The 13,003-nt window shown below is 48.7% G+C and carries 7 protein-coding genes; 3 read left to right on the top strand and 4 right to left on the bottom strand.

What is annotated here, in order from left to right; all coding sequences use genetic code 11:
- Positions 1 to 7: 7 nt before the first annotated feature.
- A complete protein-coding gene (locus tag BUB37_RS03740) occupies positions 8 to 775 on the bottom strand; it encodes a 3-hydroxyacyl-CoA dehydrogenase (protein ID WP_072988684.1) in 768 nt (255 codons plus the stop codon).
- A 480-nt stretch (positions 776 to 1,255) separates the two neighbouring features.
- Here BUB37_RS03740 and BUB37_RS03735 point away from each other — a divergent pair, with 480 nt between their 5' ends.
- The 3 genes from BUB37_RS03735 to BUB37_RS03725 all read left to right on the top strand — a co-directional run bounded on the left by BUB37_RS03735 (position 1,256) and on the right by BUB37_RS03725 (position 9,343).
- Positions 1,256 to 4,342, top strand: coding sequence for a SusC/RagA family TonB-linked outer membrane protein (locus BUB37_RS03735; RefSeq protein WP_072988680.1), 3,087 nt, complete (start codon positions 1,256 to 1,258; stop codon positions 4,340 to 4,342).
- Positions 4,343 to 4,365: 23 nt separating this feature from the next.
- Entirely contained in the window at positions 4,366 to 5,895 is a 1,530-nt protein-coding gene (locus BUB37_RS03730; protein ID WP_072988677.1) for a RagB/SusD family nutrient uptake outer membrane protein, read from the top strand.
- A gap of 82 nt (positions 5,896 to 5,977) precedes the next feature.
- Entirely contained in the window at positions 5,978 to 9,343 is a 3,366-nt protein-coding gene (locus BUB37_RS03725; protein ID WP_072988674.1) for a VCBS repeat-containing protein, read from the top strand.
- A 3-nt stretch (positions 9,344 to 9,346) separates the two neighbouring features.
- Here BUB37_RS03725 and BUB37_RS03720 read toward each other — a convergent pair whose 3' ends face one another.
- Genes BUB37_RS03720 through BUB37_RS03710 form a run of 3 tightly spaced genes read right to left on the bottom strand, consistent with a single transcriptional unit; the run spans position 9,347 to position 12,936 of the window.
- Complete coding sequence (locus tag BUB37_RS03720; protein ID WP_072988671.1) at positions 9,347 to 10,387, bottom strand: glycoside hydrolase family 43 protein; 1,041 nt, start codon at positions 10,385 to 10,387, stop codon at positions 9,347 to 9,349.
- Between the two features lie 29 nt (positions 10,388 to 10,416).
- Positions 10,417 to 11,862, bottom strand: coding sequence for an MFS transporter (locus BUB37_RS03715; RefSeq protein ID WP_072988668.1), 1,446 nt, complete (start codon positions 11,860 to 11,862; stop codon positions 10,417 to 10,419).
- A gap of 30 nt (positions 11,863 to 11,892) precedes the next feature.
- A complete protein-coding gene (locus BUB37_RS03710; protein WP_244526720.1) occupies positions 11,893 to 12,936 on the bottom strand; it encodes an endo-1,4-beta-xylanase in 1,044 nt (347 codons plus the stop codon).
- Positions 12,937 to 13,003 lie beyond the last annotated feature (67 nt).

The raw sequence follows: 13,003 nt of genomic DNA, 5'->3' as shown, positions 1-13,003 counted from the left end.
GGTCAATTTATTTCGCGGCCATCCGTATGGCCCCATCCAAGCGAATTACTTCACCGTTCAACATTTGGTTTTCTATTATATGCCTTACCAAACCTGCAAACTCTTCGGGTCTTCCAAGGCGGGATGGAAAGGGAACCTGTTCGCCCAAGGAAGCCTTTACCTCTTCGGAAAAACCCATTAGGAGCGGAGTCTCAAAAGTACCGGGGGCAATGGTCATTACCCGAATACCAAATCGGGCCAACTCCCGGGCCGCGGGCAACATCATCGAGATAATACCCCCTTTTGAAGCGGAATAGGCCGCCTGCCCAATTTGCCCCTCGTAGGCGGCTACCGAGGCCGTATTGATAATAATGCCCCTTTCCCCGCTTTCTCCCGGTTCGTTGTTCTGTATGGCCTCCGCAGCCAAGCGCATAACATTAAAGGTGCCTATCAGATTAATTTGAACCACCTTGGTAAAGGTAGATAGCCTATGTACCCCATTTTTACCCAAAATACGTTCCCCAGGGCTAATACCGGCACAGTTGACGGCACCGTGAAGCGCCCCGAATCGCGATACCCCCTCGGCGATACTCCGTTTTACATCGCCCTCGTCGGTAACATCGGTCTTTAAAAAAAGGGCATTTTTACCCAGTTCCTTTTCGACATTGGCCCCTATTTCTTCATTAATATCGGCGAGTATGGCCTTGCCCCCATGCTCCAAAATGGTTTTGGCCGTGGCCAAGCCCAGACCGGAGGCCCCTCCCGTAACGAGGAAGGTCTTGTTGTCAATGTTCATACCTAAATGTGTTTATAGCATCGATTCTACGAAGATAAACATATCGCCCCGTAGAAAAGCCATTTCAAAAATAAGCATCAAAAGAAAAAAGTCGGTAAAATACAGACTGCCCGATACCTTGTAATGGACTTTTTGGGGAAACCATCCTGTTGGCCGCCTAACCAACCGATAAAAAAATACGATCATTTAAGCCCTAACCCATTACTTCTACAGTCAACCCAACCCGTCTTTTAAGTACAAACGGCTTCGATCCAACAAAGCCCCGACCAACGTTGTCAATCTGCCATCTTATACGGCAAACCTTTGCCATATTCCCAAAATACACAACATAAATATACTATTATATCCAGTCATGCAACAAATGTATCAGCTTACGCTTCAGATGTTTTATTCAAAAGGCGAGTCCGAAAATATATTTGTTAAAGAATTGTGATTTAACTTTTTATTAGCAATTCAAACTTAAAACTTAAACTCAACAACATGAACAAACTTAGATTAATGTGCGTTGCGCTACTCGCAATGCTGGGACACTTGTCCTATTCCCAAAGTTTAACCGTGAGCGGTGTGGTGTCAGATGAATCGGGCGTTCCATTACCAGGAACCGCGGTAGTGGTCGCCGGGACGACCAACGGTACCCAAACCGATTTTGATGGAAACTACACCATATCGGACGTAGCGTCGGGAGCGACCTTAACATTTAGCTATATCGGCTATGTTACCCAACAGGTGGCCGTAAATGGCAGGAGCACCATTAATGTAACCTTATTGGAAGATACAGCACAGCTCGATGAAGTTGTGGTAGTCGGTTATGGTGCACAAAAGAAGGAAGCCGTTACGGGGGCCGTTTCGACCGTAACGACCGAAGAAATAACCGCACTGCCCGTGGCAGGGTTCACCGAGGCCATTCAAGGCCGAATGCCCGGGGTACAGATCACCAATAACGGTTCGCCCGGAAGCGACCCCATTGTACGGATCAGGGGTATCGGGTCCATCACTTTTTCACCGAACCCATTATATGTGGTAGACGGCTACCCGGTGGGAAGCCTTTCGGATTTCGACAACAACGACATCCTGTCCATTTCAGTTTTAAAGGATGCAAGTGCAGCGGCCATTTATGGTTCACGTGCCGCAAACGGTGTAGTAATAGTTACCACCAAAAAAGGTCGGGCAACAGGAGATTTGGAAGTCAATTACCACGGTTATTCCGGGTTCGCACAAGATACCAAACGCTTAGACCTATTAAATAGGGAAGAATACCTCGAATTCGGTAGAATGCTGTTGACCAATGGCGATGCGGCCTTCCCTTCCCGTTGGTCGAACATGAACGAGCCCGTTTATGCAGGTGCCAGCCAAACGTATGCACAAACCGACGTCGACTACCAAGATGCCTTTTTTAAGACCGGCATCACCAACCAGCATCACCTCAGCGTAAGGGGCGGTTCTGAGAAATCACAGATCTACGGTTCGTTCGGGTACTTCAAACAAGAGGGTATTGTGGTCGGCACGCAGTACGACAGATACAATCTTCGCCTGAACTCCGACCATCAGATCGGGCGGGGACTCGAACTGGGGCAGACCTTAACGGTATCTACGGCCTATAGAAAAAACGAGCAAGATCCCGGAGGAAGGACTCCCATCCAAAACCTTATTCGAAGCATCCCCTACATTCCTATTTACGACCCGACCCTTCCCGGTGGGTACAGGGCTCCCGATGGTTCGGACGGTACCGACCCCGTAAACCCCTTAAAACAGGCCCTCTTGGACCAAAGCACCAACCGGGGCGTACGGATTTTCGGTACGGCCTACGCCCAATTGAACTTTTCCGAATCGCTTAGCTATAGGTTTACGGCGGGAGTCGACTGGAGACAAGACACGGCAAAACAGATCTTTCCCATCTATTTTGATGGTTTCGCGGGCAATACCACTGCCGACATAAGTGAAACGAACACGACCTTTAGCGGCAACTACTTCTCCAACCAATTGAACTTCAACAAATCTTTCGGCGACCACAATTTGGATGCCGTTGCCGTCGCCGAACGGCAAGACAACAAAATTACCGCCTTAGGAGTGCAGGGCGAACGATCGTCAAACGACATCGTTGTCTTGGGAGGGGCCGACAATGCGACCATTACCTCCGGCAGTCTTAACGAAGACACCCTCTACTCTTTTCTGACAAGGGTAAACTACGACTATGCCGGCCGTTATCTATTGAGCGCCTCCATCAGGCGGGATGGTTCCTCTAAATTTGCCGATGGTTATAAATGGGGTACCTTCCCAGGGGTATCGGCGGGTTGGAACATTGCCGAAGAACCCTTTATGTCGGGCTTGACCAAGCTTTCCGAATTAAAAATAAGGGCAAGTTGGGGCCAAGTAGGTTTCGAAGGGGTGAGTTCGTACGCCAGTCAGGCCGGTATTCAGTCGAATACCACCTACATCTGGGGCAATACCGAGGCCACGGGTACCTACTACGACCAATTGGCCAACCCGCTTTTGGAATGGGAAATTACCGAAATGACCAATGTTGGGCTCGATGTCGGACTGTACAACAACAGATTACAGTTTTCGGCCGAATGGTACGAAAGGAGCACGGACAACCTAATTCTACAGGCTCCCAATATCCCTTCCTTGGGCTTCACCCAATCTACGGTGGCCAATCTCGGGGCCATGGAAAACTGGGGGCTCGAGTTCCAAGGAGTGTACTATAACAATCCTGACCGTGAATTTCAATGGAACATTGCGGCCAACATTAGTATGTACCGCAACAATATTTCGGCGCTTTCGACGCCCGGGGCCACTATCTTTGCCGGGGCCAACCAAGATTTCGGAGGTACCGATATCACCAGAACGGCCGTTGGCGATCCCATTCAATCCTTTTACGGGTGGCGGGTCGACGGTATCTTTCAAAGCGAGGCAGAAATTGCCCAATACGATGCGCTCGACGGCGACCCCAGCACCAGCTACCAATCGAATGCCGCGCCGGGCGACCTGATTTTTAAGGACCTCGACGGCGACTTCGAGATTACCGACAACGACCGTGAGGTTATCGGTAGCTTTATTCCCGACTTTACCTATGGCCTGAATTTCGAGGCGGAGTACAAAAACTTTTTCGGCTCGATGTTCTGGAGCGGTGTACAGGGCAACGATATATACAACGCCCTACAAGTAACCCGACAGGGGGGCTTGCGGCTCTTTAATTCCGACGTGGCCGTTTTGGATGCCTGGACCCCCACCAATACCGACACCGATATACCTAGAATGGTCAACGGAGATCCCAACAAAAACACCCGGACTTCCGATCGATTTATTGAAGACGGGTCTTACCTCAGGCTTCAGAACCTAAAGATCGGGTATAACATTCCAGTGGACAACCTCGACCTATTTGGTAAGAATACGGTCAAAAAGGCCCAAATTTATTTTTCGGCCACCAACCTGTTGACCTTTACCAAATACGATGGTTATGACCCGGAAATCGGGACCAGAAACAACAACACCTTGACCTTGGGCGTAGATTACGGTCAATACCCCAGGCCAAGAACTATACTTGCTGGTATTCAATTAGGATTTTAACAAAACACAATAACAATATTGACATGAAAAGATTATATAGCTTACTCATAGTAGGGCTCATTTTCGTCTCGCAGTCGTGTAATACGGAAGACTTGAATACCTCGAACCCTAATATAACCCAGACCTCGGACTTTTATAGTGACGCAGAACAGTTGGAAACCAGTATTTCGGGAATTTTCGCCGCCATACAGGGCAGTAACCTGATAGGTCGTGAATATTGGTTCTTGCACGACCTTAGAAGCGACGACAACCAGTCGGGGGGCGGTCAATTGGAGGCCCCGAGAAACCAATTGCTCATTGGCACCAACGGTCCATCGAACAGTGTGGCCGATCAAAACTGGGAAGGTTGGTATACCACCATACACAGGGCAAATGCGACCATAAGTTTTGGACAGGATGCCGATATCCCTACCAGTGACAAGAACCGATTACTGGCCGAGGCCTATTTCGCAAGAGGCTGGGCCTTTTTTGAACTCGCCAGTCTCTGGGGAGGTGTTCCCATGCCCCTTCAACCTGCCCTGACCTTGGAAGACAACTTGCCAAGGTCGAGCCAGCAAGAGGTATTGGCCCAATCGCTGCAAGACCTGCAATTTGCCATAGAAAACCTTCCCGTGGCATCGGCCGCCGATGCCGGAAAGCCCACCAAAGGTGCGGCCCAGGCCATGGCCGGACGCGTTTACATGTGGAACGGAGACTACGAAAACGCGAAAAAAATGTTCGAGGCGATCGTAGATTCGAACGAATACGCCTTGGTCGACGAATACGACCACAATTTTCAGGAAGAAACGGAATACAACAAAGAATCGCTGTTGGAAATCGGGTATGCCGATATCGGAAGCTTCAACTGGAACTCCGATTCCAACGGAAAAAACGAACAAAGTGTCCGTACACAGGAATATTCGGCCATTGGATGGAGAAACCTGATTCCTTCCCTGTCCCTTCTGAACGAATTTGAACGGGCCAATAAAGGAGATGCCAAAGACGATCCCCGATTTGCAAAAAGCTTTTACTCGATAGGCGACACCTTTAACAACGGGCAAGACACCCTAGAAGCCGATGCCGTTCAGGGCAACACGGTCACTTTTGAAGGGGAAGAACAAAAGATCAGCTGGAGAAAATACTCCCTGATGTACAAACTTAATCCCGGCGGCTTCTTTATGGGCGGTATCAATATGAGGATTATCCGTTATGCCGAGGTACTGTTGAACTTGGCCGAATGTGAATATGAGGTCGGAACCAACGAAAAGGCCATTGAATACCTCAACCAGGTCAGGACAAGGGCAAGTGTAGACATGCCCGAATACCCGACCGCCAATTACCCGGTAGACTCCGATGCCGAGGTCATGAGGGCCATAATACATGAAAAAAGGGTAGAACTGAGCTCTGAGCAAATTAGAAACAGGGATATTTTAAGGTGGCGAAGGGAAGGTAAACTGACCTATGAGCCTATCCCCCATTTTACACAGAACAAGTTTGAACTTTTACCCATACCCCAAGAAGAGATCGACAATAACGGTGCACTTACGACCGCCGATCAAAATCCAGGGTACTAAGACAGCATTAAGGTAGTTTCTTTAAGTTAGTTTAGTAATTTTAGTGCCATGGCCCTTGTCATGGCACTTTTTTTTAAGACCTATGTACACCTCTCTAAATTCTATCCATGGCAAACTTGCGGCCATCGTTCTTTGCGTGGTTCTTATTTCGTGCAATACAGAAAAAGAAAAGAAAACACCGTTCAAAAGACTTTCGAGCGACCACACCCATATCAAATTCAACAACCTGATTACGGAGAACGAGGTTCTCAATATATTGGACTACGAGTATATTTATAACGGCGGCGGGGTAGGTATTGGCGATTTCAACTCGGACGGCTTGCCCGATATCTGTTTTACCGGCAACATGGTAAGCAGCCGCATATACCTCAACCAAGGCAACCTGCAGTTTAAGGATATTACCGCGGAAGCGGGTCTTATAACGGACAAGTGGTGTTCAGGAGTATCGGTGGTAGACATCAACAACGACGGAAAACCCGATATACACATCGCTACCTCGCACGACCTAGATCTAGGGCATACCGAAAACTACTTTTTTATCAACAGAACAGGAAATGACGGCCAGGTTAAGTTCGAAAACAAGGCCGAAGAGATGAATCTCGCCCATACCTCCTATTCGATTCAAGCCGTTTGGCTGGATTATGACCAAGACGGGGACCTCGATATGTTCTTGGCCAATAATTCAAAGGAAGAATACCCCAAAAACAATCCCTTCGGCCAAAAAAAGGACGGCAGTGGCAAAAGTACCGATCGCCTTTTTCGAAATGAGGGAAGCAAGGGTGACGGTGTTCCCGTATTCACAGACGTATCCGACGAGGCAGGCATAACAATTGAAGGCTGGACCCTAGGGGTAGCGGTTCTCGATATCAACCACGACGGACTTTCCGACATATATGTCGCCAACGATTTCCTATCCAACGATATTCTTTACGTCAACAATGGAGACGGCACCTTTTCCAATCGCATCACCCAATACTTCAAACACCAAAGCCATAACAGTATGGGTATCGACATTGCCGATATTAACAACGATAGCCTACAAGACGTTCTGGTATTGGATATGCTGCCCGAAGACAACCTCAGAAAAAAAACCATGTTCCCCGAAATTCCGTTTGATCGCTTCACTACCTCGATCCGAATGGGCTATCAACCCCAGTTTGTCAGGAACGTGCTCCAAATCAACAACGGCCCCTCGCCCTTCAGCGATATCGGGTATTTGGCCGGGGTGGCCGAAACCGATTGGAGCTGGTCACCGCTGATCGCCGATTTCGACAACGACGGCCTACGCGACATTTACATTACGAACGGCTACCGGAAAGATATTACCGATATGGATTTTGTCGATTTTTACAACTCGATGAACGTTGCCGGCCCGGCAGAAGAAAAAGAATCGCGGTTAAGGGAACAGTTGAAATCGATGGAAGGCATCAAAAAATCGAATTTTTTCTTTAGAAACTCGGGATCGAACACCTTTTCCGATGAAACCAAGAATGCAGGATTGTTTCTCCCCTCTTACAGCAACGGTGCCGCCTATGCCGACCTAGACCTAGACGGCGACCTCGACCTGGTGGCGAACAACATCAACGACGAGGCCCTGATTTTTGAAAACCGGCTTGCCGATACCCAACACCCCAATTCCAATTACCTTAGGATCGCCTTTGAACCCAATGCCGAGAATATCGGGGCCAAGGCATGGGTATATTCCCGCTCAGGTCTAAAATATGCGGAATTCTACCCCCACAAAGGGTATTTGTCCACTTTCGAGCCCGCACTGCATTTCGGATTAGGTTCCGACACCCAGGTCGACTCCCTGTATATACAATGGCCCGATGGAAGAACATCCCGCTACGAAAACCTACGGGCCAACCTACTGTTGAAACCCGAAAAGCAAGGTAAAAAAACAACCATACCCACCCATTCAAAAGGAAAAGACCCCGTTTTTACCGAAGTCAAGGGACCGAATAAACCCACTTATCTTCATAGCGAAAACCTCTTCGACGACTTTAAAAAATGGCCCCTGATCTTCCGGGGGTATAGCAAGCCTGGGCCCATAATCGTTTCAGGGGACATCAACGGTGACGCCTTGGACGATCTGTTTATAGGTGGAACCGCCAATAACGACAATTTTCTGTACCTGCAAGACCCGACGGGCGGTTTTCGCGAACATAGCTTGGCAAGGCCTTCCGATGTGCTTCCTGCCGAATGTTCGGGAGCCTCGCTATTCGATGCCGATAACGACGGCGACCTCGACCTGTACATCGCCCACGGCAGCTCGGAAAATTACTCAAATATGAGGTTTTATCAAGACCTTCTATACCTGAACGACGGTGAAGGCAACTTTAGCCTCAAGGAGGACGGGCTGCCCAAAATCGAATACCCCACCAATACGGTCGTCCCTTTCGATATGGACCAGGATGGCGATCTCGACCTTTTTGTAGGCGGACGGCTAGACCCGAACAACTATCCCTTCTCCCCGAAGTCTTATATTTTAGAGAATGACGGGGGTGTATTTACCGATGCCACCAACGAACTGGCCCCCCACCTAGACAGGCTTGGCATGGTCTCCGATGCACGGGCCGGGGATATCGACAACGACAGCTGGGTCGATTTGGTAATCGTAGGCGATTGGATGCCCATCACCGTGCTCAAGAACCGCAACGGCCGCATGGAATTCGATGTATCGGAAAACCAAGGGTTGGAGCAAAGCCACGGATGGTGGAACTGTATCGAAATGGCCGATTTCGACAAGGATGGCGACCTGGATTTCGTCGTAGGCAATTGGGGACTTAACAATCCCTTTGATGCCAGCGTTCAAGAGCCCTTAAGCATTTATGCCAAAGACTTTGACAATAACGGTACCGTTGAACCGATCTTTACCCAGTATATCGAAGGTCGGGAATATATTGTGCACTCAAGGGGCACACTTGTGAAACAGCTTCCCCTGTTGCGGAAACTGACGAAAAACTATGAAGATTATGGCAAAAAATCCTTCCCTGAGCTCTTCGACACGAAAAACATAGACCCCAAGTCTATCTTCAGAACCTACGAATTGGCATCTGTCTATGTAGAAAACCTGGGCAACGGCTCTTTTGCATATACCCCCTTGCCTATAGAAGCCCAACGGGCGCCCTTAATGGATCTGTCAATTACCGATCTGAACGCCGATGGCCTACCCGATATTCTCGGGGTGGGCAACTATACCGATACCGAAGTTTTAACCGGGCACTACGATGCGGGCAACGGAATTTCGTTGATCAACCCCGGAAACGGCACATTTAAGGTGTTGGGCACGCAAGAAAGCGGGTTTTCGGTACCCGAGGAAGCCCGTACGCTTATCGACCTGAATACCGCGGACCATGGAAAACTATGGATCGTAGGCCTTCAGAACGACAGCCTCAAGACCTTTCGAAAAACGCCCCGAAAGGAAATGGGCCCCATACTTCCTTAAAGATTACGGTTTTTTATACGGGTCCAAGGTTTCGATGGTGCCGTCGGGCCTGTAGCTGATCTCGGCTACCTTGACCGACCTGAGATGGGTTACGCCCTTGGATAGGCTCGAGTCGTGATAAAACAGGTACCACTTGCCTTCTATTTCGCATATGGAGTGATGGGAGGTCCACCCGACGACCGGGTTCAAAATTCTTCCCGTATAGGTAAAGGGTCCATAGGGACTATCGCCGATGGCGTAGCAGATAAAATGGGTGTCGCCCGTAGAATAGGAGAAATAGTATTTACCCTTGTACTTGTGCATCCATGAGGCCTCAAAAAACCTTCGCTCGTTATCGCCCGCCAGCAACAAGCTGCCTTGGTCGTCCAAAATTTTGATTTCCCTTGGTTTTTCGGCGAACTCCAACATATCATCCGTCATTTTTGCAACAAAGGGAAGCAGGGCAGGTTCATTGTCGTCGGGAATATGTGCCGTGGGGCTCCCTGGGTGTTCCGAATTGAACTTTCCGGTTCTCCAGCGCTGTAGCTGTCCGCCCCACAATCCCCCGAAATACATATAATAATTACCGTCTTCGTCTTCGAAAACGGCCGGGTCGATGCTAAAACTGCCCTTTATGGCTTCCGGTCGAGGCTCAAAAGGGCCCTCGGGACGATCGCTTACGGCAACACCTATCCTAAAGATCCCATCGTAGTCCTTGGCCGGGAAATACAAGTAATATTTACCGTTTTTATGGGCCGCATCGGGTGCCCACATTTGCCGCTCCGCCCAAGGTACATCGCGCACGTGCAAGGCCACCCCATGGTCTACGGCCTTGCTATCAATGGTGTCCATAGAGAGAACATGGTAGTCTTCCATGGCGAAGTGACTGCCCAGATCGTCGAAAGCCTCGCCAGCATCGATATCATGTGATGGATAGATATATATTTTACCGTTGAAAACGTGGGCCGAGGGATCGGCCGTATAGATATGGTCGACCAAAGGCCTTGAAAGGGCCCTTTTATTCAATTCTTCAAAATCGATATGATCAATTGCTTTTTCTGGCATGGTCAATTTATTGATGGTATTCTTGGTTTCTATTCTATCGGTGTGGATCTTCTTTTGCTTAAATCGGACTCGATCTGCACTTCCATTTTTTTGTCAATCTCATAGAAAAACAATAGGCCGGCCCCCACGACAAAGGGGATTGCCGGAAAAACGCTAACCAGTAGCCTGATACCCATTATGGCACTTTCGGCCTGCACCTCGGTGTTGGGCATATATTCGAAAATACCGAGTACCCATGTCGTTATGGCCCCACCAATACTGAGTCCGGCCTTTAGGCCAACCATCATGGCAGAAAAGATAATGGCGGTCGCCCTGCGGTTGTTCCTCCAGTCCGAAAAATCGGCCACATCGGCAATCATGGCCCACAAAATGGGAATGGTTATACCATAGAAGAAACCATGAAAAACCTGTGAAATGAACATCAAGCTTACCGCCTCTGGCGGAAAAAAATAAAAGAAGACGACAAATAGGGCCGAAATAAATAGAAAAGTGCCGAATACATCGCGCTTACCGTATTTGTCGGCCAATCTTTTCGACAAGGTAATCCCCACGATCATAAATACAATCCCCCCCGCATTAAAAAGGCCGAAACCTGCCGAAATGGGGTCTTCACCAAATTGGTTCAAGCCTATATTCGACAAAAAATCGAGTATGGGTTGTATGAACACTGCCAATTTCGGACGATCCACATAATTTTCGAAGTAATAGACATAGGCCCCGCCCTTCATCGCCAGGGTAATGAACACCAATGTGGTCAGGGTAAGCATAATAACCCAAGGCCTGTTTTTCACCAAATCGCCCAAATCTTCCTTTAGGCTCGACTTCTGTTCGGGTTTCGGAACGATCCGCTCGCGTGTGGTAAAGAAAGTTATCAAGAGCATGAAGGTGCCTACGATGGCCAGAACGGTCATTACCTTTTCAATACCCACGGCCATGTCGCCATTACCGGCGCTCTTTATAATGCCCAGCATAAAGACCTGTACAAAGAACTGGGCGAACATGACGGCTACGAACCGATAGGAAGACAGGCTGTTTCTCTCGCCCATATCGCCGGTAATAACGCCACTAAGGGCGGAATAGGGCAGGTTATTGGCGGCATAGAGCAGTAGCAGTAAAGTATAGGTAACGATAGCGTAAATTACCTTGCCCTTATAGGAGAAATCGGGTGTCGTAAAGGCGAATAGCGCCACCACTCCCAAAGGAATGGCCGTCCACAACACCCAGGGCCGGAATTTGCCCCACCTGGTATGGGTCCTGTCTGCCAGGGCACCAACAACAGGGTTAAAGACAAATGCCGCTATCAAGCCGACCACCAGCATAATTACCGAAGAATCCTTTGGCGACAGCCCGTATATATCCGTATAGAAAAATGCGAGATAGGTAATTAAGGTTTGAAAGACCAAATTGGCGGCCAAATCGCCCAAACTATACCCTATTTTTTCCCCGACGGAGAGTTTTTCAGAATTTGTAGACATTGTCGAATCGATTGTTTATTTGTTTAAGGCCTATTTTTTGAGTTTCATGATACTTTCATAGGCCTTTTTGGGGCGATAATTCCTATCAAAAAGCAATGGGTAATTGGTTCTGCCCTTGATCGGCCAACCGTTCAACCACGAAGCCCCATCGTTGATACCCCAAAAGGTTACCCTGTCGATCTTGTCCCGGTGTTTAGCAAACAATGAAAAAATATCGGCATAACGTTCGGCCAGTTGATTCTGGACGGAATCGGGGAGACTTTCGGGATAGGGGTTCATAAACTTATTGCCTTCGAAGTTCTGGCTGACTTCGGCCCCTTCCAATTCCCAAGGATTGGGAAGTACGGTAATATCAAGCTCGGTAATCAGTACCTTTACCCCGGCCTTGTGATAGGCCAGTATACTTGTTTCGATTTCCTCAAGCGTCGGTCTCTCGAGGTTCCAGTGGCCCTGCATACCTATGGCATCGATTTTAACCCCATTTTCCTGTAAGTTTTTCACCAATCGAATGGCTCCTTCCCTTTTTTCCGGATGGGTAAGGTTATAATCGTTGTATACCAGTTGGGCCTCGGGGTCGGCCTTGGCCGCAGTCCGAAAGGCCAGCTCCAAATAGTGATCGCCCAAAACCTCTTTGAAAATCGATTCCCTTAGGCTGCCGTCTTCATTAAGGGCCTCGTTTACCACGTCCCACGAATCTATTTTGCCCTTGTACCTGCCGACTATTTTGGTGATATGTTCCGTTAACAACCCGGCCATGGACGCACTATCGTTAACTTGGGCCACCCATTCGGCGAGTTGGCTGTGCCAAACCAAGGTATGTCCAACAATATGCATATTGTTCTTTTGCCCCAAGCGGACATATTTGTCGGGCATTTCAAAATTGAACTTGTCGGGGAAGGGGTGTATGTGCTCCCACTTCATGATGTTCTCAGGAGTAATGCTGTTAAACTCCCTCCTTATCAGATCTAGGGCCAAGGTATCGGAGCCATTGATGGCACCTCCGTTGATCGCGGCCCCGATAAAGAAATCGTACGAGAAGGTATTTTTCAGACTGGGCACCAAGCTTTCTTCCATGCCCGGTTTCCCGTTAGGTTTATCCTTACAGGCCATAAAAAGAATCAAAATGCAAAAAAGGCCAATC

The organism is Pseudozobellia thermophila, from assembly GCF_900141855.1.
Taxonomy (GTDB): domain Bacteria; phylum Bacteroidota; class Bacteroidia; order Flavobacteriales; family Flavobacteriaceae; genus Pseudozobellia; species Pseudozobellia thermophila.
This window is presented reverse-complemented; position numbering and strand designations above follow the sequence as displayed.

What these genes read in the sequence shown, in the direction of transcription:
- BUB37_RS03740 (WP_072988684.1), bottom strand. Translation starts at nt 775, where the DNA reads ATGAACATTGACAACAAGACCTTCCTCGTTACGGGAGGGGCCTCCGGT.
- BUB37_RS03735 (WP_072988680.1), top strand. Translation starts at nt 1,256, where the DNA reads ATGAACAAACTTAGATTAATGTGCGTTGCGCTACTCGCAATGCTGGGA.
- BUB37_RS03730 (WP_072988677.1), top strand. Translation starts at nt 4,366, where the DNA reads ATGAAAAGATTATATAGCTTACTCATAGTAGGGCTCATTTTCGTCTCG.
- BUB37_RS03725 (WP_072988674.1), top strand. Translation starts at nt 5,978, where the DNA reads ATGTACACCTCTCTAAATTCTATCCATGGCAAACTTGCGGCCATCGTT.
- BUB37_RS03720 (WP_072988671.1), bottom strand. Translation starts at nt 10,387, where the DNA reads ATGCCAGAAAAAGCAATTGATCATATCGATTTTGAAGAATTGAATAAA.
- BUB37_RS03715 (WP_072988668.1), bottom strand. Translation starts at nt 11,862, where the DNA reads ATGTCTACAAATTCTGAAAAACTCTCCGTCGGGGAAAAAATAGGGTAT.
- BUB37_RS03710 (WP_244526720.1), bottom strand. Translation starts at nt 12,936, where the DNA reads ATGGAAGAAAGCTTGGTGCCCAGTCTGAAAAATACCTTCTCGTACGAT.